Annotated in this window: 20 protein-coding genes and 1 tRNA gene; 8 read left to right on the plus strand and 13 right to left on the minus strand. The window is 60.8% G+C overall.

From position 1 onward, the window contains the following. The 5 genes from ADU59_RS25775 to chvE all read right to left on the minus strand — a co-directional run. On the minus strand, positions 1 to 236 hold a 236-nt coding region (locus tag ADU59_RS25775), incomplete at its 3' end, for an aldehyde dehydrogenase family protein (protein ID WP_139093226.1). A gap of 69 nt (positions 237 to 305) precedes the next feature. Then, positions 306 to 1,298: an AraD1 family protein gene (gene araD1, locus ADU59_RS25780; protein ID WP_068958042.1), complete on the minus strand. Its 993-nt coding sequence runs from the start codon at positions 1,296 to 1,298 to the stop codon at positions 306 to 308. 226 nt (positions 1,299 to 1,524) lie between these two features. Beyond that, positions 1,525 to 2,733: a multiple monosaccharide ABC transporter permease gene (mmsB, locus tag ADU59_RS25785; protein ID WP_068958044.1), complete on the minus strand. Its 1,209-nt coding sequence runs from the start codon at positions 2,731 to 2,733 to the stop codon at positions 1,525 to 1,527. Further along, positions 2,733 to 4,268, minus strand: coding sequence for a multiple monosaccharide ABC transporter ATP-binding protein (gene mmsA / locus ADU59_RS25790; protein WP_068958293.1), 1,536 nt, complete (start codon positions 4,266 to 4,268; stop codon positions 2,733 to 2,735). Before mmsA ends, mmsB begins: the two co-directional genes overlap by 1 nt. A gap of 118 nt (positions 4,269 to 4,386) precedes the next feature. After that, complete coding sequence (gene chvE / locus ADU59_RS25795) at positions 4,387 to 5,448, minus strand: multiple monosaccharide ABC transporter substrate-binding protein (protein WP_068958046.1); 1,062 nt, start codon at positions 5,446 to 5,448, stop codon at positions 4,387 to 4,389. Positions 5,449 to 5,742: 294 nt separating this feature from the next. Here chvE and ADU59_RS25800 point away from each other — a divergent pair, with 294 nt between their 5' ends. After that, positions 5,743 to 6,720 (plus strand): LysR family transcriptional regulator, encoded by a 978-nt coding sequence (locus ADU59_RS25800; RefSeq protein WP_068958048.1) that lies wholly within the window; start codon positions 5,743 to 5,745, stop codon positions 6,718 to 6,720. A 55-nt stretch (positions 6,721 to 6,775) separates the two neighbouring features. Then, on the plus strand, positions 6,776 to 7,240 hold the full coding sequence (locus tag ADU59_RS25805) for a hypothetical protein (RefSeq protein WP_068958294.1): 465 nt from the start codon (positions 6,776 to 6,778) through the stop codon (positions 7,238 to 7,240). A 2-nt stretch (positions 7,241 to 7,242) separates the two neighbouring features. On the opposite strand, the gene ADU59_RS25810 is transcribed toward ADU59_RS25805, so the two are convergent. Further along, a complete protein-coding gene (locus tag ADU59_RS25810) occupies positions 7,243 to 7,497 on the minus strand; it encodes a hypothetical protein (protein ID WP_068958050.1) in 255 nt (84 codons plus the stop codon). A 393-nt stretch (positions 7,498 to 7,890) separates the two neighbouring features. Here ADU59_RS25810 and iolG point away from each other — a divergent pair, with 393 nt between their 5' ends. Next, the gene (gene iolG / locus ADU59_RS25815) at positions 7,891 to 8,886 is read left to right on the plus strand and encodes an inositol 2-dehydrogenase (RefSeq protein ID WP_068958295.1); all 996 of its coding nucleotides are present in this window, start codon (positions 7,891 to 7,893) and stop codon (positions 8,884 to 8,886) included. 277 nt (positions 8,887 to 9,163) lie between these two features. After that, positions 9,164 to 10,198: an alpha/beta hydrolase family protein gene (locus ADU59_RS25820; protein ID WP_068958052.1), complete on the plus strand. Its 1,035-nt coding sequence runs from the start codon at positions 9,164 to 9,166 to the stop codon at positions 10,196 to 10,198. Positions 10,199 to 10,325: 127 nt separating this feature from the next. On the opposite strand, the gene ADU59_RS25825 is transcribed toward ADU59_RS25820, so the two are convergent. Next, positions 10,326 to 11,561, minus strand: coding sequence for an ROK family protein (locus tag ADU59_RS25825; protein ID WP_068958054.1), 1,236 nt, complete (start codon positions 11,559 to 11,561; stop codon positions 10,326 to 10,328). A 230-nt stretch (positions 11,562 to 11,791) separates the two neighbouring features. On the opposite strand from ADU59_RS25825, the gene xylF reads away from it, so the two are divergent. From xylF to ADU59_RS25845, 4 genes are all read left to right on the plus strand, one after another. Then, on the plus strand, positions 11,792 to 12,832 hold the full coding sequence (xylF, locus tag ADU59_RS25830; RefSeq protein ID WP_068958056.1) for a D-xylose ABC transporter substrate-binding protein: 1,041 nt from the start codon (positions 11,792 to 11,794) through the stop codon (positions 12,830 to 12,832). Between the two features lie 120 nt (positions 12,833 to 12,952). After that, a complete protein-coding gene (locus ADU59_RS25835; RefSeq protein WP_068958058.1) occupies positions 12,953 to 14,266 on the plus strand; it encodes a sugar ABC transporter permease in 1,314 nt (437 codons plus the stop codon). Between the two features lie 13 nt (positions 14,267 to 14,279). Then, positions 14,280 to 15,065: an ATP-binding cassette domain-containing protein gene (locus tag ADU59_RS25840; protein WP_068958060.1), complete on the plus strand. Its 786-nt coding sequence runs from the start codon at positions 14,280 to 14,282 to the stop codon at positions 15,063 to 15,065. 228 nt (positions 15,066 to 15,293) lie between these two features. Next, positions 15,294 to 15,370: transfer RNA gene (locus ADU59_RS25845), tRNA-Arg, on the plus strand. A 53-nt stretch (positions 15,371 to 15,423) separates the two neighbouring features. Here the strand turns inward: ADU59_RS25845 and ADU59_RS31400 are convergent. From ADU59_RS31400 to ADU59_RS25870, 6 genes are all read right to left on the minus strand, one after another. After that, positions 15,424 to 15,606 carry a hypothetical protein gene (locus ADU59_RS31400; RefSeq protein WP_338012950.1) on the minus strand — a complete coding sequence of 61 codons (183 nt, stop codon included), beginning with the start codon at positions 15,604 to 15,606 and terminating at the stop codon, positions 15,424 to 15,426. Next, a complete protein-coding gene (locus tag ADU59_RS25850) occupies positions 15,525 to 16,127 on the minus strand; it encodes an isoprenylcysteine carboxylmethyltransferase family protein (protein ID WP_338012951.1) in 603 nt (200 codons plus the stop codon). The genes ADU59_RS31400 and ADU59_RS25850 overlap by 82 nt, the downstream gene beginning before the upstream one ends. An 87-nt stretch (positions 16,128 to 16,214) precedes the next feature. After that, positions 16,215 to 16,973: an ABC transporter ATP-binding protein gene (locus ADU59_RS25855; RefSeq protein ID WP_068958062.1), complete on the minus strand. Its 759-nt coding sequence runs from the start codon at positions 16,971 to 16,973 to the stop codon at positions 16,215 to 16,217. Then, positions 16,970 to 17,803: an ABC transporter ATP-binding protein gene (locus tag ADU59_RS25860; RefSeq protein WP_068958064.1), complete on the minus strand. Its 834-nt coding sequence runs from the start codon at positions 17,801 to 17,803 to the stop codon at positions 16,970 to 16,972. The genes ADU59_RS25855 and ADU59_RS25860 overlap by 4 nt, the downstream gene beginning before the upstream one ends. Beyond that, entirely contained in the window at positions 17,800 to 18,735 is a 936-nt protein-coding gene (locus ADU59_RS25865; RefSeq protein ID WP_068958066.1) for an ABC transporter permease, read from the minus strand. Before ADU59_RS25865 ends, ADU59_RS25860 begins: the two co-directional genes overlap by 4 nt. Beyond that, complete coding sequence (locus tag ADU59_RS25870; RefSeq protein WP_193427103.1) at positions 18,732 to 19,799, minus strand: ABC transporter permease; 1,068 nt, start codon at positions 19,797 to 19,799, stop codon at positions 18,732 to 18,734. Before ADU59_RS25870 ends, ADU59_RS25865 begins: the two co-directional genes overlap by 4 nt. Positions 19,800 to 19,813: the final 14 nt, after the last annotated feature.

A 19,813-nucleotide genomic window follows, 5' to 3' on the forward strand; every position in this document is an offset into this window, starting at 1 on the left:
TCCTTGCGGGCGAGAATCTCGTCGGCGGTCTTCTTCAGGATGGCGTGGCGCTCGAGGATGCCCGAACGCGACCAGGCCGGAAACGCAGCCTTGGCAGCGGCGATCGCGGTCTTTGCATCGTCGGCGCTGGCGGTGGCATAGAGACCGACCACTTCCTTCGTGTTCGAAGGATTGATGTTTTCAACGCCGTTGCTGCCGACCCATTCGCCGGCGATCAGGTTGTGATGGAGTGTCATGGGCTAAAAGCCTCCTTGGTTTGCGCGAGCGCCTTGGGATTGGCACCCGCAGTCAAATGCTTGAACGGATCAGAGCTGGCCGATCACGATGTCGTCTTCGCCGGCAATCGCCAGCGTGTTGCGCAGCGGCAGGCCGAATTCGGATGCCTCGATTTCGAAGATATCGCCAGCCTCCGTCTTGATGCCATCGCCGAAAGACAGCGTCGCCGTTCCGAACATATGGACATGCACATCGCCCGGCGCACGGAAAATGCCGTATTTAAAGTGATGATATTCGAGATTGGCGAAAGTATGGGACATGTTGGCTTCGCCCGACAGGAAGGGCTTTTCCCAGAAAACGGCGCCATTGCGGATGATCCGCGAGGTGCCGCGAATGTCGCTCGGGGCTTCGCCGACCCGGATTTCCGGGCCAAAGCTTGCCGGCCGCAGCTTGGAATGGGCGAGATAGAGATAGTTGACCCGCTCGGTCACATGATCGGAGAATTCGTTGGCGACGGCAAAGCCGATGCGGAAGGCCGCGCCCTTGTCGGAGATCACGTAGATGCCGGCCATTTCCGGCTCCTCGCCGCCGTCCTGCGCGAATGACGGAGACACCAGCTCGCCGCCCGGAGCGACCGTCTGCGAACCGTTGCCCTTGTAGAACCATTCGGGCTGCACGCCCTTTTCGCCAGGTTTTGGCTTGCCACCTTCGAGGCCCATCTTGAACATCTTCATCGTGTCGGTGGCGCCCTCCTCCACCTTGGAGACGGCGGCGTGCATCGCATCGCGTGTCGAGGCGGAGCCAAGATGCGTCAGGCCGGTACCGGTCAGATGCAGATGGGCATCGTCCGGATGCGTGATCGGCGGCAGGAAATTGCCCTTGGCATAGACGTCCTGAAGATCGATTTCATCGCCAAGACCGTGAGCCTCGACGACAGCCTTCAGGCTCTTGCCCGAATTGGCGGCTTCCATCGCCAGTGCGTAAACGCTGGCGGCACCCTTGACGGCGCGGGCGGCTTGTCCGAGTTCACGAACGGCAACCGTGATCGAGCCGTCATTGTTCTTCACCTGAGAAATCAGCACAGCGTTGTCCTTTTCTAATTCCGGGCTGTTTTCGCACTGCCAAACGTTTGGCTTTCGGCAACAACAACCCATTGGGAGGCATGGCACACGCTCCCGTTCGTGGCGGCAAGGCCGCCGTTCTCGTCATGATGCGCGGGCCGGAGCGTTATCGCTTGCGCGCGAGCGCGCCCCGGCACCAGTTTTCACCGCCAGACAAAGCCCGGCGCATGGGACAGATCGAAACCGGTCAGCCCTTGTTCTTGTTGTAGACGTCGAAGAACACGGCCGCCAGCAGCACCAGGCCCTTGACGAGCTGCTGGTAATCGATGCCGAGACCCATGATCGACATGCCGTTGTTCATGACACCCATGATCAAGGCGCCGATGACAGCGCCGGTGATCTTGCCGACACCGCCGGAGGCGGAAGCGCCACCGATGAAGCAGGCCGCGATGACATCGAGCTCGAAGCCGACGCCGGCCTTCGGCGTTGCCGAGTTCAGACGTGCCGCGATGATCATCCCGGCGAGAGCCGCCAGCACGCCCATGTTGATGAACGTGTAGAACGTCAGCCGCTCGGTGTTGATACCGGAGAGCTTTGCCGCCTTCTCATTGCCGCCCATCGCATAGATGCGGCGGCCGACCGTCGAGCGTGTCGTCACGAAAGTATAGAGCGCGATGAGCAGCCCCATGACGATCAGAACGTTCGGAAAGCCCTTGTAGGTGGCCAACTGATAGCCGAGGAAAATCGCAACGGCAGCGATGATGGCCATCTGTGCGGCAAAGAATGCAAAGGGTTCGTTTTCCGTACCGTGCTTCTCATTCTCCCTGCGGTCGCGGAAACCGTAATAGATGGCGAGAGCGACAAGGGCGACGACGACGACGAGCGCGAAAAAGTTGGCGATCGTGTCCGGCATCGGATTGAGGAAGTAGAGAAAATCCGGAACGAAGCCCGTCGACAGCGACTGGAAGTCCTTCGGGAACGGGCCGATCGGCCGGTTCTGCAGGATCAGATAGGTCAAGCCGCGGAAGACCAGCATGCCGGCCAGCGTCACGATGAAGGCCGGAATCTTCTGGTAGGCGACCCAATAGCCCTGGGCTGCGCCGACGAGACCGCCGAGGATCAGGCAAAGCGGCACCACGATGGAGTAATGGATCCCCCATTTGACCAGCATGATCGCCGACAGGCCGCCGGTAAAGGCGACGATCGAGCCGACCGACAGATCGATATGGCCCGCCACGATGATCAACAGCATGCCCAGCGCCATGATGACGATGAACGAGTTCTGCAGGATCAGGTTGGTGATGTTGACGGGCCTGAACAGAACGCCGTTCGTCACGATCTGGAAGAACAGCATGATAACAACGAGGGCAACCAGAAGGCCGTATTCGCGGATATTGTTCCGGAGGTAATCCCCGACGGATGGTTTTGTTTTCTGAGCGCTGGTTTCGGCGACCATTAGTGTTTCTCCCCGGAGCGCATGATGGCTCGCATAATGGATTCCTGGCTTGCTTCCGCCTTCGAAAGCTCCGCGACGATGCGACCTTCGTTCATGACGTAGATGCGATCACAGGTTCCGAGAAGCTCGGGCATTTCCGATGAGATCATCAGGATGCCTTTGCCCTCGGCTGCAAGCTGGTTGATGATGGTATAGATTTCGTACTTCGCCCCGACGTCGATGCCACGCGTCGGCTCGTCGAGGATCAGCACTTCAGGGTTGGTGAACAGCCATTTCGACAGAACGACCTTCTGCTGGTTGCCGCCCGAAAGGTTAACGGCCTCCTGATAGATCGAATGCGAACGGATGCGCAGCTTCGTGCGGTATCCGGTCGCCACTTCCCTTTCCCTGAACTCGTCGATGACGCCATTGCTGGCAACGGCGTTGAGATTGGCCAGCGTCGTGTTGTGCATGATGTTGTTGCTCAGCACGAGCCCGAGATGCTTGCGGTCTTCGGTGACATAGGCAAGGCCCGCCTCGATGGCACGCGGAATGGTGCTGACATCGACCGGCTTGCCGTGCATGGAGACTTCGCCGGTGATCTTGTGACCCCAGGACCTGCCGAAGATGCTCATCGCGGTTTCGGTGCGTCCCGCACCCATCAGGCCGGCGATGCCGACGACCTCTCCGGCGCGGACATTGAAATTGACATCGTGCAGGAACTGCCGGTCGCGGTGGTGCTGGTGGAAGACGTTCCAGTTCTTCACTTCCAGCAGCGTTTCGCCGATCTTCGGCTCGCGGGCGGGATATCGGTCTTCCATGTCGCGGCCGACCATGCCCTTGATGATCCGGTCTTCGCTGATGTCTTCGTTGTGACAGTCGAGCGTCTCCACCGTACCGCCATCGCGGATGATGGTGATCTTGTCGGCGACTTTCTTGATCTCGTTCAGCTTGTGCGAAATGATGATCGAGGTCATGCCCTGCTTGCGAAACTCGATCAGCAGCTTCAAAAGCGCGTCGGAATCCGTTTCGTTGAGCGAGGCGGTCGGCTCGTCGAGGATCAGCAGCCGGACCTTCTTCGACAGCGCCTTGGCGATTTCCACCAGCTGCTGTTTGCCGATGCCGATATCGGTGATGCGCGCCGACGGCGGCTCCTTGAGCCCGACCTTTTGCAGAAGCTCCTGCGTGCGCGCAAAGGTCTGCTTCCAGTCGATGACGCCATTGGTGGCGATCTCGTTGCCGAGAAAGATGTTTTCCGCGATCGACAGCAAAGGAACAAGAGCCAGTTCCTGGTGGATGATGATGATGCCGATATGTTCGCTGTCGGAAATCGTCGAGAAGTTGCGCACTTCATTGTCGTAATGAATTTCGCCATCGTAGCTTCCGGCGGGATAGACGCCGCTCAGCACCTTCATCAGCGTCGATTTTCCGGCGCCATTTTCGCCGACGAGTGCGTGAATTTCACCCTCGCGGACCTTGAGGTTGACGTTATCCAGGGCCTTTACGCCCGGAAACGTCTTGGTGATACCGCGCATTTCGAGAATGATGTTGTCCATGGTCAGGTATTCCTGCGGCAGTCCGTGAAGGATGAGGTCAGACGAACCAACATACAAAGTCCTCATCAAGATAAAAGGGCCCGCAAGTGATCGCGGGCCCCGAATGAATGAGACGGGATCAGTTGTTGATCTGATCTTCCGTGTAGTAACCGGCACCAACCAGGACTTCCTTGACGTTGGTCTTGTCAACCGCAACCGGCTTCAGCAGGTAGGACGGAATAACCTTGACGCCGTTGTCGTAGGTCTTGGTGTCGTTGATTTCCGGCTCCTTGCCGCCGATGATGGCGTCCGTCATCGAGACGGCAACCTTGGCAAGCTCGCGGGTATCCTTGAAGACCGACGAATACTGTTCGCCAGCGAGGATCGACTTGACCGAAGGAAGCTCGGCATCCTGACCGGTAACGATCGGCATCGGCAGGTCGCCCGAGCCGTAGCCAACGCCCTTCAGAGCCGAGATGATGCCGATGGACAGGCCATCGTAAGGCGACAGAACGCCGTCAACCTTGGCATCCGTGTAGGTCGAGGAGAGCAGGTTTTCCATGCGGGCCTGTGCAACGGCACCGTCCCAACGCAGCGTGCCGACCTTTTCCATGCCCGTCTGGCCGGACTTGACGACGATCTTGCCGCTATCGATCAGCGGCTGCAGAACCGACATTGCGCCATCATAGAAGAAGAAGGCGTTGTTATCATCCGGCGAACCGCCGAAGAGTTCGATGTTCTTGACGCCGCTGTCGAGCTTCAGGCCTTCGACGAGCGAAGTTGCCTGCAGAACGCCAACCTGGAAGTTGTCGAACGTTGCGTAGTAGTCGACATTGCCCGAGTCGCGGATCAGGCGGTCATAGGCGATGACCTTGACGCCGGCTTCGTGAGCCTTTGCCAGGATGTCGGAGAGCGTCGTGCCGTCGATGGCGCCGATGATCAGAACCTTGGCACCCTTGGTGACCATGTTCTCGATCTGGGCCAGCTGGTTCGGGATGTCGTCGTCAGCAAACTGCAGGTCAGGGGTATAGCCCGATTCCTTGAACAGCTTTTCCATGGTCTCGCCGTCGGAAATCCAGCGGGTCGAGGTCTTGGTCGGCATCGAGATGCCGACGGTGCCCTTGTCCTGGGCCATCGCCGGAGCGACGAACGACGCCACGCTGAGCGCTGCGGCGGCGAGAAGCGAAGTAACTAATTTCATGTATCTCTCCCTGAGTGTTGATCCAGACAGGCAATCAGCCGGCCTCGATATGTGCAGCGCTTCGCGTGGCCGAGAGATAATATCCCTTGGCGGAGGTTTAAGGGGTGAAAGAAAGCCCTCCCAGGCCTTACACGCTCCCGAGCACGCTGGCGCACATGGCCGCAAACTGGAATCAAACATCATAACTGTCAAATACAATATAGGTGTATCCTCATAACAATTTTGATATAACAAGGCGGAACAGTGTGATTTTTCGCAGATGCGAAGGTATTTTTCTCGGAAGGCGCGCAAAATATGGACGATCCGATCCTGCTCTCATCCGTTCCTGTGGATTACTCCGAGCGGGGTATCTTCCGGTCCGGCCTGAAAATGAGCCATCTCCAGCTGATTCTCGCCATCGAGGATCACGGCCAGATCAGCGCGGCTGCGGATGCGCTGAGCATATCGCAGCCCGCCGCCTCCCGCATGCTGGGCGAGGTGGAGGCCATCCTGAAGGCGCCGCTGTGCGCCCGCGTCGCCCGCGGCGTCGAACTCACGCAATACGGCAGGGCACTGGCGCGGCGGGCCCGGACGATTTTCCTCGAACTGCGGGAAACGACGCGTGAAATCAACGAACTGAGAACCGGCAGCGGCGGCTCGGTATCGCTGGGTTCCGTCACCGGGCCGGCCATCAATCTCGCCGTTCCGGCCATCCGCCAGGTTTCGACCGCCTATCCCGGCATCGCGATCAGTATCCAGATCGAAAACAGCAACGTGCTGGTGCGCGAACTGCTGGCAGCCCGGCACGACTTCGTCATCGGCAGAATTCCGGATGACATGGATCCACGACAGTTCAACCTGATCGAGATCGGCGAGGAGGATGTCTGCCTGATCGTGCGGGAGGGACATCCGCTGCTCGACAAGGGCGTCGTCAGTTCCGCCGATCTTCCCGGCTACGATTGGGTTTTCCAGCCATCCGGGACGCTGCTGCGGCGCGCCGTCGAGGACAGCTTCCTGACGGCGGGCACCCCCCTGCCCGCAACCATCATCAACACGTCGTCGACCATCCTGACCATTTCGATCGTCCGCAACACCAACGCCGTGGCGCCGGTTGCCCGCGACGTTGCCAACCTGATTGCCGGCAATGGCAGCCAGGCAGGTGAAATCCGCATTCTCCCCACCGATTTCAACGTCAAGATCCGCCCTTACAGCCTCATTACCGCGCGTGGTCGTGCCTTGCCGCCCAGCGCCAAGCTTCTCTATGACCTGATCCTGAAGCAGAGCACCGCCTGATCAGGCCCGCAAAACCTTGATGTGCTTAGACATGCAGCGAATGCTGGAGGGACGCATGTTCGGGATGTCAGTGTTCCAGTCGGTACTGGAGCGGTTGAAAGCAGAAGAAGACGAGCAAGGCGCCACGCACGAAAAGCAGGCACCGGCCAGCATACGGGGCTTCAATGGCGGCTTTGTCGGCAATCTCGCGCCATCCGGCATGGCCGGCAGCAGTGCGGTGCAGCGCGCCTATTTCGATACGGCAAGCGACGAAATGCTTGCACCTCCCAAGCCGCTGCCCAAGCCCGTCATGCCGGAACATCTGCGCCGTATCCGCCCCGAGCAGATCGCCGCCGATCTGGCGCTGGCGGACAACGAGACGCCGCTGGGGCTGGCCGACAAACGCCGGCGGTTCGCCGCCGAAAACCATCCCGACTGCCATCATCCGGATTTCCGCACCAATGCGACCATACGCATGAAGATTGCCAACATGCTGATCGACGAGGCGCAACGACGCCTGCGCCTGATGCGGCAAGGCTGACGTCAGGCCGGATCGTCGGTTTTTGCCGGTTCGGCCGTTTCGATCTTCGGCGCCTCTTCGGCAACCTCAACCTTCGGCTTGAAGAAGATCAGGAGGACGCAGGCCGTATAGGCCGACACCGCAAGGAAGATCATCCCCCAGGTCGAGGCTCCGTTCCAGAATTCGACGGCCGTCCACAGCGTGCAGAGAACCACGATCAGAAGCCGCACCCAGAGCGGCCGGTAGAACGGGTGATCGGGATCGATGAACTTCATCATGCAAACGGTCCTTGAGGATTAGCCGGCCACACGGCCGGGTATCGAGGCCCACAGCTTTATGTCCAAAAAGACATTTGCCGCAAGAGGCGTAACGGTTTATCGGCTTGACGGCAGCGCATCAAATGGAATAAATATTCCGAAAATAACAATCATTATTTTTTCGTTCCGATTTCCGCATGTGTCACAGGAGGCATCTGGCACACAGCGCGCTTGGAGCGAAGAAGAACGGGAGAGAGACCATTGCGCCTGCCCGCACCCCCCAGCGGATCGGCAGACGCCTGACATCACATCACCAGTATCAGCGCGGACCTGTCTTCCGCAACGCCTGTCCGGAGTGAGCGTCATCACCCCGTCCCTTCGCGGCGCTCTGCCGCTCGTCAAAAAGAGATGAACATGACTGTCAGATTTGGTCTTCTCGGCGCCGGCCGTATCGGCAAGGTCCACGCAAAAGCTGTCAGCGGCAATCCGGATGCGGTGCTGGTCGCCGTGGCCGACGCTTTCCCGGCCGCTGCCGATGCCATCGCCAAGCAATATGGCTGCGCCGTGCGCAGCATCGAGGAAATCGAAAAATCGGCCGATATAGACGCTGTCGTCATCTGCACTCCGACCGATACCCATGCCGACCTGATCGAGCGCTTCGCCCGTGCCGGCAAGGCGATTTTCTGCGAAAAGCCGATCGATCTCGATGTCGGCCGCGTGCGCGAATGCATGAAGGTGGTCGAGGAAACCAAGGGCAAGCTGATGGTCGGCTTCAACCGCCGCTTCGATCCGCATTTCATGGCCGTTCGCCAGGCGATCGACGACGGCAAGATCGGCACTGTCGAAATGGTCACGATCATCTCGCGCGATCCGGGCGCCCCGCCGGTCGATTATATCAAGCGCTCCGGCGGCATCTTCCGCGACATGACCATCCATGATTTCGACATGGCCCGCTTCCTGCTCGGTGAAGAGCCGGTTGCCGTGACCGCCCATGCCGCCGTTCTCGTCGATCCGGAAATCGGCAAGGCCGGCGATTATGACAGCGTCTCGGTCATCCTGGAGACCGCATCCGGCAAGCAGGCGATCATCTCCAACTCGCGCCGCGCCACCTATGGCTATGACCAGCGCATCGAAGTCCACGGCTCCAAGGGCGTTGTCTCGGCCGAAAACCAGCGCGCCGTCTCGATCGAGATCGCCAACGGCGACGGCTACACCCGCCCGCCGCTGCACGATTTCTTCATGACCCGCTACACCGAAGCCTATGCCAACGAAATCGCCGGCTTCATCTCGGCGATCGAGAAAGGCACCAAGATCACGCCGTCCGGTGCCGATGGCCTGGCAGCCCTGGCGCTCGCCGACGCAGCCGTCAAATCCGTCGCGGAAAAGCGGCAGATCCGCGTCGACGCTTAAACGAAGACAACAGAATCAATAGTGAAAGGCCGGGTTCGCCCGGCCTTTTGCCGTCAAGGATGATCCGGTCCCGGCGGGAGCGGCTCTCGCGGCCAGCAACTTTTGATGAAGAGCGTCGATGAACGCGGCCGCCGCAGAAGCTGGTTTGCAACGCCGCAGATATCCAACATAAAATTGCTGCTTGAATTAAGAGGTTTTCGACAGGCCTCCCTTGAAAATTCCGAAAGTTTTCCCGGCATATATACCAGATATACTAGGTCAATCAGGCGGAGCGGAGATGGCGTTCAAGGTTGGTTTTGATGAGGGCACGATCGTCGATCCCCAACGACGCAACTGGTCGAACGACGGTCCCCGGCCGATTAAATGGTCAGCCTGGTACCCCGCAGTTGAGACCGCGGTCGAAGAGTTGACCCTCGTACCGACAGCTGCGCCATTGTTCATCATGGGGACAGTCGCACGCGGCGCTAGCCTCGATAACCGCCAGCAACGCTTTCCGCTCGTTTTGCTCTCGCACGGCACAGGTGGAACGGCGTCGAGTCTCGGTTGGTTGGCGCAGCGCATTGCCGCCGCCGGGTTCATCGTTGTCGGCGTGGACCATCACGGGAATACGGCATCGGAGCCTTATCGACCAGAAGGCTTCTTGTGCTGGTGGGAACGGTCACGCGATCTTTCGGTTTTGTTGGACGCGTTTGCTCACGAAGCCCGGTTCGCCGGCAGAATAGATATGAAATGCGTATCATCCGTCGGGTTTTCTCTGGGCGGATATGCCGTTTTATCTTTGGCTGGTGCGATCACCGACATGAAGCTTTTTTCAGAATGGGCGGGAACACAGCCCTTTGGAAGGGGGCCTCGGGAATATCCCGATCTCGCGGATTACATTGAACCGCTTCTTCAATCGAATTCGGTATTTCGCGCGTCTTGGGAGCGTCAATCCACATCTTATATCGATAGTCGGGTAACGGCGGTTATTGCCCTTGCTCCAGCCCCAACCGTGCGCGGTTTTACGACGGAAAGCCTTTGCCAGATTAAAATGCCTATAACAATCATGGTCGGTGACGCCGATAGCGAGGCGCCCGCCGGTTCGTGTTCAGCCTGGTTGCACAGCCACCTGTCGCAAAGCACTCTTACGTCGCTTGGTCAGAACGTCGGACATTACACCCTGCTGTGTGAAGGCACCGAGGCCGGAAAAAAGATCGAACCTGATATCTGTGTCGATCCACCCGGAATAGACCGCCTCGCCGTTCATAATATGGCAGCAAACGTCACACTGGCTGCGCTGCGAGCGCCTCGGCACCCCTCTGTTTCCCGGTAAATCGAAAAGACAGATTGGCAGCAGGATCGCTATCTCAGCATATCGCCGCGCGTCATTTGCAAAGATTCATCGAGACAGAAAGCCCCCCATTTCCGGTTGCCTCAGAGAGACGCCCCGCCTTTTGCCGTCAAGGGTGATCCGGTCCCGGCGGAAGCGGCCGGAAGGCTGCGATGTCGTGATCCATGTCGGTCAGGGCGCGGTCCAGATGGCCGTCGAAAATCAACCGCTGCTCGTCGACGATCACCGAAATCTCCGGACGTCCCTGCAGCCGCACCTCGTGCGATTGTTCGAGCCCTTCATCGACGCCGCGCTGCAGCAGATCGAAATAGCGCGTTCCCGGTCCGGTAATGTAGATCGGCATGCGATCGTAAAGACTGAGCAGCCGGGAAAGGCCGTTGCCGAGCGCGATGCCGGCTTGGCGGAAGGCATAACCGGCCATCCGGTTTCCCTGGCGGGCGCTCGTGGCGATCTTGTCCATTTCCGCCAGCGGCACGAACTTTGCCGGGATCGTATCGGGCGGCACTTCGAAGGCGGTGCGCAGGATTCCATAGAAGCCCGCCGACGCCTCGATGCAGCCGAAAGAGCCACAGCGGCACAGGCAGCCATTGGCGGCATGCAGCATGTGCCCGAAATTGGGCGCCGTCACTTCAAGCTCACCGAACCGGTCCTTGCGGGCAATGCCGAGCCCGATGCTGTGGCCGAGCGACAGGGCGGCAAGCGCCCGGAACGAACCGTCCTGGTTTGCATCCGCCTTCATCCCCAGCGCCTGGGCGACCAGCAGGGTCTCGTTGTTCAATGTCACCTTGGCGCGCCATGCCGGCTGCAGCAGCGAGACGAAATCGATCTGCTCTCCACCGAAGACCGGCGACCACAGCAGCCGCTTTCCGTCAGCGTCGACGGTCCCCTTGCTGCTGATCGAGACGGCAAGCACCTGCGCCCTGTCCAGGCGGGAGCGGTCGATCAGCCGGGTCAGTGCCTCGAGAAACCCGTTGGCAAAATCCATCGTTCCCGCAATCTTGTGATTGCGCGGCTCCTCGAAACGGTCGATCAGGCGCCCGGAATAATCCACCAGCGAATACTGGACGACATCCGACGAGATCCGCACGGCAATCAGGAAACCGCTGTCCCGGCGCTGCGCAAACAGCACGCGCGGCCGCCCCCGCCCGGAATGCGGCTGCTGCTCTGCCTTCTCGATGACCTCGACACGCTCCAGTTCGGCGGTGATTGCCGAGACGGTCGCCGATGCCAGGCCGGTATGCGCGGAAATGTCCGTATGCGACAGCGGTCCAAGACGCCGCAATGTCGCCAGCACGAGCGCACTGTTCTGCTGACGCACCAATTCGGTGCTGGATTTGGTCAGCATTGCGCATCCCCGTGATTCACGAATTCCACAAACACATGCTCCTCCCAAAGCATCTGCCCGATGTCAAACGGCCCTGCCCAAAGCCTTGTTGACAGCCCCGGAAATCTCTGACATCTATTTTCTCGACTGTCGAGAAAAAACTCTTTTCGGGTTGGCGACAGGCACTTTGGCTGACCGGGGGCTGTGCGGGAGGTTCGCACGGGCGGTCAGCGGTCACTTGGGAGGACTTCATGAAATCAGTTTTGAAACTGATGGCAGGTGTTGCCATCATCGCATCCATGCACACCGCAGCCATGGCCAAGGATCTGGTCGTCGGCGTTTCCTGGTCGAACTTCCAGGAAGAGCGCTGGAAGACCGACGAAGCCGCCATCAAGGCTGCTCTCGAAGCATCCGGCGACAAGTACATTTCCGCTGACGCACAGGCGTCCGCAGCCAAGCAGCTGACCGACATCGAATCGCTGATCGCCCAGGGCGCCAACGCCATCATCGTGCTGGCGCAGGATTCCGAAGCCATCGGCCCGGCCATCGAAAAGGCTGCCGCCGAAGGCATCCCGGTCGTCGGTTACGACCGCCTGATCGAAAACCCGGCCGCCTACTACATCACCTTCGACAACAAGGAAGTCGGCCGCCTGCAGGCTGCCGCGGTGTTCAAGGTCAAGCCGGAAGGCAACTATGTCTTCATCAAGGGCGCATCGACCGATCCGAATGCGGACTTCCTGTTCTCCGGCCAGCTGGAAGTTCTGAAGGCTGCCATGGACGCAGGCAAGATCAAGAATGTCGGCGAAGCCTATACCGACGGCTGGAAGCCGGAAGCTGCCCAGAAGAACATGGAGCAGTTCCTGACCGCCAACGACAACAAGGTCGATGGTGTCGTTTCCTCGAACGACGGCATGGCCGGCGGCGTTGTCGCCGCTCTCGAAGCCCAGGGCCTCGCAGGCTCGGTTCCGGTTTCGGGTCAGGACGGCGACAAGGCTGCCCTCAACCGCGTCGCACTCGGCACCCAGACCGTTTCCGTCTGGAAAGATAGCCGCGAACTCGGCAAGAAGGCCGGCGAAATCGCCGTAGCGCTGGCCGGCGGCACCGCCATGGACGCCATCGAAGGCACCGTGAAGTTCTCCGGCGGCCCGAAGGGCGTTGAAATGAACTCCTTCTTCATCGCACCGCAGCCGATCACCAAGGACAACCTCAACGTCGTCATCGACGCAGGCTGGATTTCCAAGGAAGAGACCTGCCAGGGCGTGAAGGCCGGAACCGTTGCGGTCTGCAACTGATCCGATCCTGACCATGGGCAAGTAAGTTCCCCGTCACGAGCGCCGCAGCGATCATCGTTGCGGCGCTTCTCCGATGTGCGGTATTTTTAGGAACGAGAATAAAGGGGGAGTAATCCGGAAATGGCAAACACCACCATTGCCACGCCTGCCAGCAGCGTGCGCCAGACGCAGGGAACCGCCTTGCAGCGCTTCCTGCAGGCGACAGAGATCGACACCCGGCTTCTCGGGATGATCGCAGCCCTGCTGTGCATCTGGCTCGGCTTTCAATATTTTACCGGCGGGCTCTTCCTGACGCCGCGCAACCTGTGGAACCTCACGGTTCAGGCGGCATCGGTTTCGGTCATGGCAACGGGCATGGTGCTGGTCATCGTCACCCGCAACATCGACCTGTCCGTCGGCTCGATCCTCGGTTTCGTCGGCATGATCATGGCGATCACGCAGGCCAAGATCCTGCCGCCCCTGATCGGCTTCGACAATCCCGCCACCTGGATCATCGCGCTCACGGTCGGCATCGTGCTCGGAACCGCTATCGGCGCCTTTCAGGGCGTCATCATCGCCTTTCTCAACGTGCCGGCCTTCATCGTCACGCTCGGCGGCCTGCTGGTCTGGCGTGCTGCGGCCTTCCTGGTCATCAGCGGCGCCACCGTCGCCCCGATGGACACGACGTTCCGGCTGATGGGTGGCGGCGCGGAAGGCTCCATCGGCGCCACGGCAAGCTGGATCGTCGGCGTCATCGCCTGCATCGTCATCGTCGCGTCGATCATCAATTCGCGCAAGCAGCGCAAACGCTTCGGCTTTCCGCTGCGTCCGATGTGGGCGGAATATTTCCTCTCTACCGTCGGCTGCGTCGCAGTGATGATCGCCGTCTGGGTGCTCAACAGCTATTACATGCCGGTCAATCTCGCCAAGAAATATGCAGAGACCCACAACATCCCCTGGCCCGAAGGCGGGCTGCAGATCCCGCTCGGCATCGCCATTCCGGTCCTGATGGCCGTCGGCATCGCCATTGCGATGAGCTTCCTCACCACCCGCACCCGCTTCGGCCGCTACGTCTTTGCCATCGGCGGCAATCCGGAAGCAGCCGAGCTCGCCGGCATCAAGACCCGCTGGGTGACGGTGCGCATCTTCGCCCTGATGGGCGCGCTCTGCGCCATCGCCGCGGCGATCTCGACCGCCCGTCTCAACGCCGCCACCAATGCGCAGGGCACGCTCGACGAACTGTACACGATCGCGGCCGCCGTCATCGGGGGCACGTCGCTCGCCGGCGGCATGGGAACGATCTCCGGCGCGGTTCTGGGGGCGATCGTCATGCAATCGCTGCAATCCGGCATGGTGCTGTTGCGGATCGATACGCCGCTGCAGAGCATCGTCATCGGCATCGTGCTGGTCATGGCCGTCTGGCTGGATACCGTTTATCGCGGCCGGGCCAAGTAGAGGAGTACGAACAATGACGGAACAACGCACTCCACTGGTGGAAATGAAGAACATTTCCATCTCCTTCGGCGGTATCCACGCCGTCGACAACGCCTCGGTCGATCTTTATCCGGGCGAAGTCGTGGCCCTGCTTGGCCATAACGGCGCCGGCAAGTCGACACTGATCAAGATCCTGTCCGGCGCCTACAAGCGCGATGCCGGCGAAATCCTGATCAACGGCGAACCGGTCCACATCAACAACCCGCGCGACGCCAAGGGCTACGGTATCGAGACGATCTACCAGACGCTCGCCGTCGCCGACAATGTCGATGCGGCCGCCAACCTCTATCTCGGCCGCGAACTGCGCACCCCCTGGGGCACGCTCGACGACGTGGCGATGGAAGCCAAGGCCCGTGAGGTCATGGGACGGCTCAACCCGAACTTCCGCCGCTTCAAGGAGCCGGTAAAAGCGCTTTCGGGCGGCCAGCGCCAGTCGGTCGCCATCGCACGCGCCATCCTGTTCGACGCCCGCATCCTGATCATGGACGAGCCGACGGCAGCGCTCGGCCCCCAGGAAACGGCACAGGTCGGCGAGTTGATCAAGCAGCTGAAGCGCGAAGGCATCGGCATCTTCCTGATCAGCCACGACATCCACGACGTCTTCGACCTCGCCGACCGCGTCTCGGTGATGAAGAACGGCCAGGTCGTCGGCCACGCCCGCACCGAGGACGTGACCAAGGACGAGGTGCTGGGCATGATCATCCTCGGCAAGGTCCCGCCGAAGGCAATCGCCGGCCCTGGCGCCATGCAGACGGCATGATCTGTCCGATGGTTTGAAAATCCGATGCCGCGCTCCAAAGGCGCGGCATTTTTCGTTGGCAACTCGTCTGGCCGAGTACACGCCCGGGCACGCTGCCAACGGTGGTGGACCGGACGGCTTTCAATGAACGGGATTTTCCTGCTGCCAAGGCGCTTTCACCATTGAAGCATCGCCTGTCCTAGGCTATGAACCGGTCACAGCCTGCTTCGACGCCTTGCCGTCGCGGATGCACCCGTAGCTCAGCTGGATAGAGTACTGCCCTCCGAAGGCAGGGGTCACTGGTTCGAATCCAGTCGGGTGCACCATTTTCTACACGACAAAGCAGAACCGCAAAATCCTCATGGCTTCGGCCGATGCGTCACCAGATCCATGGAATCCATTTGTAGCGCACACGCGCCGCGAACTCGGCGTAGCCGGGCAACTCCCGTTGCAAGGTTTTATCCTCCAGTTGGGTGCGGATCACCAGCACCACGGCAACCAGCGCCACAGGCCAGAGGGCCTGCAGCGAGCCGAGCGCAAGCGCAATTCCGGTCGCCAGCATGGTGCCGAAGACGTAGCCGGGATGCCGGGATGCCGGATATAGGCATAGGGACCGGTTGTGATCACATGGTGATCGCGGTTGGACTGGATGCGCACGCTGGGCTCGAAATGCCGGTTGACCGCCTGCGCCCATCCCGTACCCGAATAGCCGATCAGCAACAGGACATAGCCAAGGACAATGGCCCATGGCGGCGCTGGCGCCCAATGAAACCGGCCGCCATCAAGACCAGCCACAACCAGGATCGCCAGGAAACCGCCCAGAAGAATGCACAGCAAGACGATGTCCCAGCCGCGGGTGCCTTCACCGGTCAGGCGCCGCCGTGCGGCAAAGATTTCCGGATTTATGCGCCAGAGCAACGCCATGGCGACGAGGGTCAGCAATAGAAACACGGCTATGAACTGCCAGCCGTGCTGCCATTGGAGCGTGCCCGCCGACCAGAACAGCACTGCCCCCATCAGCAGCAATGTCACACCGAGCGAGACCAGAGCCTGGATCAGGTCACCACGAGAGGCAACAGACATAGCCATTCTCCTTTCGGTGCGGCCACTCTACCCTATGCAAGCCCGCTCAGCGGTATCGCTCCGGGCAGCCGGACCGGACCGCCAGCTCTACGCCAAGGCGTCCCGCACAAACCCCTTGCTCGCCACCATCAGGTTCTTCGTATAATCCTCGCTGATCCGCCCTGCGACGAGATCGGCAGACGACAGCCGTTCGACCACCTTGCCGTTTTTCATCACCGCCAGCCGCTCGCACATATGGGTGACGACGCCGAGATCGTGGCTGACCATGATATAGGTGAGCTTGCGGTCGCGGCGGACCTGTTCGAGCAGATTGAGGACTTCGGCCTGTACGGAGGCATCGAGCGCCGAGGTCGGTTCGTCGAGCAACATGATCTGCGGCTCGATGATCAGCGCACGGGCGATGGCGATGCGCTGGCGCTGGCCGCCAGAGAGCTGATGCGAATAGCGGAAGCGGAAGGAGGAGCCGAGGCCGACTTCATCGAGCGCGCGCAGGATACGGCGTTCGGCATCCGGCACGCTATGAATGGCCAGCGGTTCCTGCAACAGCCGGTCGACGGTCTGGCGCGGATGCAGCGAGCCATAGGGATCCTGGAACACCATCTGTACCTGGCGATAGAATGCCTTGTCGCGATATCTGACATCCAGAGGCTTGCCGTCGAGCACGATCCTGCCGGATGTCACCGGCGACAGGCCGGCGATGGCGCGCAACAGTGTCGATTTTCCGGATCCGGATTCGCCGACGAGACCGAAGGATTCGCCCGGTTCCACCTCAATGCTGACGGTGTCGAGCGCCAGGAAATCGTCATAGGAAACGGTCAGGTTTTCAGCCGAGACAATCGCCGTCATAGCGCCCACTCCGGTTGACGGTCGAGCACCGGCAGCGGATGCCTGTCCGTCCCGAGCGTCGGCATGCAGTTGAGCAAGCCTTGCGTATAGGGATGTTTGGCGTTGCCGAGATCGGATGCCGCCAGTTCCTCGACGATCCTGCCGGCATACATGACGATGACCCGGTCGCAGAAGGACGATACCAGTCTGAGGTCGTGCGAGATGAAGATCAGGCCCATGCCGCGCTCGGAAACCAGCTTGTCGAGGATACCGAGCACTTCGAGCTGCACGGTCACATCGAGCGCCGAGGTGGGTTCGTCGGCCACCAGCAGTTCGGGGCCGGCGATCAACATCATGGCGATCATGGCCCGCTGACCCATACCGCCGGAGACCTCATGCGGATGAAGATCGAAAACGCGGCCGGCATCGCGGATCTGCACGGCCTCCAGCATGGCAATGGCGCGGTCGCGGGCCTCGCGCTTGCTGACATTTTCATGCGTGCGCAGCGTCTCGACGATCTGTCGGCCGATGCTCATGACGGGATTGAGCGAATATTTCGGATCCTGCAGGATCATGGCAATACGGCTGCCGCGAAGGCTGCGCCGGACCTTGACGGTAGCGGACAGAAGGTCGATACCGTCAAAGTTCAGCTTACTGGCCGTTATCTTCGCATGCGCCGGCGTGAGCCCCATGATCGCCCTGCCTGTCTGCGATTTCCCCGAGCCGCTTTCACCGACAATACCCAGCCGCTCGCGGCCGAGCGTGAAGGACACGCCACGCACCGCCTCGATCAGACCGGTGCGGGTGGGAAACGAGACCCGGAGATCATCGACCGTCAGCATCGAGCTCATTGGCCGCTCTCCCGTGGATCGAGCGCATCGCGCAGGCCGTCGCCGAGCAGGTTGAACCCGAGGCTGACGATCAGAATGGCAATGCCGGGCATGGTGGCGACCCACCACTGGTCGAGAATGAAGCGGCGGCCCGATGCGATCATCGCCCCCCACTCCGGCAGAGGCGGCTGGGCGCCAAGGCCGAGAAAGCCGAGACCGGCGGCGGTGAGGATGATGCCGGCCATATCGAGCGTGACCCGCACGATCAGCGACGACACGCACATCGGCATGACATGACGCAGCACGACGCGGAACGGCGACGCTCCCATCAGGCGCACGGCGGCAATGTAATCGGAGTTGCGCACGCTCAGCGTCTCGGCCCGCGCGATGCGGGCATAGGGCGGCCATGAGGTGATGGCGATGGCAAGGATGGCGTTTTCGATGCCCGGGCCCATGGCGGCGACGAAGGCAAGCGCCAGAACAAGCTTCGGGAAGGCCAGAAAGATGTCGGTGATCCGCATCAGCACCGCATCGACCCAGCCGCCGGCATAACCGGAGATGGCGCCGACCAAGAGGCCGATGGGAGCCGCGATGATCGCCACGAGAACGATGACCAGCAGCGTCAGCCGCGATCCGTGCAACAGGCGCGAAAGGATGTCCCTGCCCTGATCGTCGGTGCCGAGCAGATAGCCCTCGCTTCCCGGCGGCAACAGTCGCGCACCGCCGAGATTGCCGATGACAGGCGAATGCGGGGCCAGCACATCGGCAAAAACAGCGATCAGGATGAGCAGAAAAATGATGCAGAGGCCGGCCACGGCCAGCTTGTTGGCCGAAAACCGCTGCCAGGTCATATAGGCACGGCCGAGACGGGCCTGCAGGCGCGATTGCGGCCGGTCTGACATCAGCCACTGGCGGCGGGTCATGGGGGTGGTTTGAAGGCTGGACTGGCTCATCGCGCGCGCGTCCTCGGGTCAAGCGTCCGGTAGAGAAGATCGGACAGGATATTGATGGCGATGAAGACGGAACCGATGACGATGGTGCCGCCCAGCACCGCGTTCATGTCGGCATTCTGCAGCGAGTTGGTGATGTAGAGACCAAGGCCCGGCCAGGCAAAGACTGTCTCCGTCAGCACCGAGCCTTCCAGAAGCCCGGCATAGGACAACGCAATCACCGTCACCAGCGGCACCGCGGCATTGCGCAGCGCGTGGCCCCAGATGATCCGGGTCTCCGACAAGCCCTTGGCGCGCGCGGCGACGATATATTCCTGGCTGAGTTCGTTGAGCATGAAACTGCGGGTCATGCGGCTGATATAGGCCAGCGAGAAATAGCCGAGCAGGCCGGCCGGCAGGATGATATGGCGGAAGACGTCGCGGAACACGTCCCACTGCCCTTGCCAGAGCGAGTCGATCAGATAGAGGCCGGTCACCGGCGTAAAACTGTATTCGTAGACAATATCGATGCGGCCGGGATAAGCGACCCATCTGAGCTTGGCGTAGAAGAACAGCAGCGACAGCAGGGCCAGCCAGAAGATCGGCACGGAATAACCGACAAGCCCGACGACGCGGACGATCTGGTCGGCGATCGAGCCGCGCTTGACGGCCGCCAGCACGCCAAGCGGCACGCCGATAAGGCTGCCGATGATGGTGCCCAGCGTTGCAAGCTCCAGCGTGGCGGGGAAGACGCGGCGTATATCGACCATCACCGGATTGGTTGTCAGCACCGAGGTGCCGAAATTGCCGGTCAACGCATCCCGAACATAGAGATAGAACTGTTCATAGAGCGGTTTGTTGAACCCCATCAGTTCGCGCGTCCGCTCGACCACATGCGCCGGTGCCCGGTCGCCGAGCACGGCCAGAACCGGATCGATCGGGATGACCCGGCCGATGAAGAAGGTCACGGCGAGCAGACCGAGATAGGTCGTAACGATGATGACAAGAAAGCGCAGGACACTTTTTGCCCAGCCGTTGGCGCGGGCGCGTTTGCGCCCGGCCAGTTGCGTTGTTTCGGGAATGGTCACCGGCTATCCCCGGC

Origin of the sequence: Pararhizobium polonicum (genome assembly GCF_001687365.1) — a bacterium.
In the GTDB taxonomy this organism is placed as follows: domain Bacteria; phylum Pseudomonadota; class Alphaproteobacteria; order Rhizobiales; family Rhizobiaceae; genus Pararhizobium; species Pararhizobium polonicum.

What these genes read in the sequence shown, in the direction of transcription:
- mmsB (WP_068958044.1), bottom strand. Translation starts at nt 2,733, where the DNA reads ATGGTCGCCGAAACCAGCGCTCAGAAAACAAAACCATCCGTCGGGGAT.
- mmsA (WP_068958293.1), bottom strand. Translation starts at nt 4,268, where the DNA reads ATGGACAACATCATTCTCGAAATGCGCGGTATCACCAAGACGTTTCCG.
- chvE (WP_068958046.1), bottom strand. Translation starts at nt 5,448, where the DNA reads ATGAAATTAGTTACTTCGCTTCTCGCCGCCGCAGCGCTCAGCGTGGCG.
- ADU59_RS25800 (WP_068958048.1), top strand. Translation starts at nt 5,743, where the DNA reads ATGGACGATCCGATCCTGCTCTCATCCGTTCCTGTGGATTACTCCGAG.
- ADU59_RS25805 (WP_068958294.1), top strand. Translation starts at nt 6,776, where the DNA reads ATGTTCGGGATGTCAGTGTTCCAGTCGGTACTGGAGCGGTTGAAAGCA.
- ADU59_RS25810 (WP_068958050.1), bottom strand. Translation starts at nt 7,497, where the DNA reads ATGATGAAGTTCATCGATCCCGATCACCCGTTCTACCGGCCGCTCTGG.
- iolG (WP_068958295.1), top strand. Translation starts at nt 7,891, where the DNA reads ATGACTGTCAGATTTGGTCTTCTCGGCGCCGGCCGTATCGGCAAGGTC.
- ADU59_RS25820 (WP_068958052.1), top strand. Translation starts at nt 9,164, where the DNA reads ATGGCGTTCAAGGTTGGTTTTGATGAGGGCACGATCGTCGATCCCCAA.
- ADU59_RS25825 (WP_068958054.1), bottom strand. Translation starts at nt 11,561, where the DNA reads ATGCTGACCAAATCCAGCACCGAATTGGTGCGTCAGCAGAACAGTGCG.
- xylF (WP_068958056.1), top strand. Translation starts at nt 11,792, where the DNA reads ATGAAATCAGTTTTGAAACTGATGGCAGGTGTTGCCATCATCGCATCC.
- ADU59_RS25835 (WP_068958058.1), top strand. Translation starts at nt 12,953, where the DNA reads ATGGCAAACACCACCATTGCCACGCCTGCCAGCAGCGTGCGCCAGACG.
- ADU59_RS25840 (WP_068958060.1), top strand. Translation starts at nt 14,280, where the DNA reads ATGACGGAACAACGCACTCCACTGGTGGAAATGAAGAACATTTCCATC.
- ADU59_RS31400 (WP_338012950.1), bottom strand. Translation starts at nt 15,606, where the DNA reads ATGCTGGCGACCGGAATTGCGCTTGCGCTCGGCTCGCTGCAGGCCCTC.
- ADU59_RS25850 (WP_338012951.1), bottom strand. Translation starts at nt 16,127, where the DNA reads ATGTCTGTTGCCTCTCGTGGTGACCTGATCCAGGCTCTGGTCTCGCTC.
- ADU59_RS25855 (WP_068958062.1), bottom strand. Translation starts at nt 16,973, where the DNA reads ATGACGGCGATTGTCTCGGCTGAAAACCTGACCGTTTCCTATGACGAT.
- ADU59_RS25860 (WP_068958064.1), bottom strand. Translation starts at nt 17,803, where the DNA reads ATGAGCTCGATGCTGACGGTCGATGATCTCCGGGTCTCGTTTCCCACC.
- ADU59_RS25865 (WP_068958066.1), bottom strand. Translation starts at nt 18,735, where the DNA reads ATGAGCCAGTCCAGCCTTCAAACCACCCCCATGACCCGCCGCCAGTGG.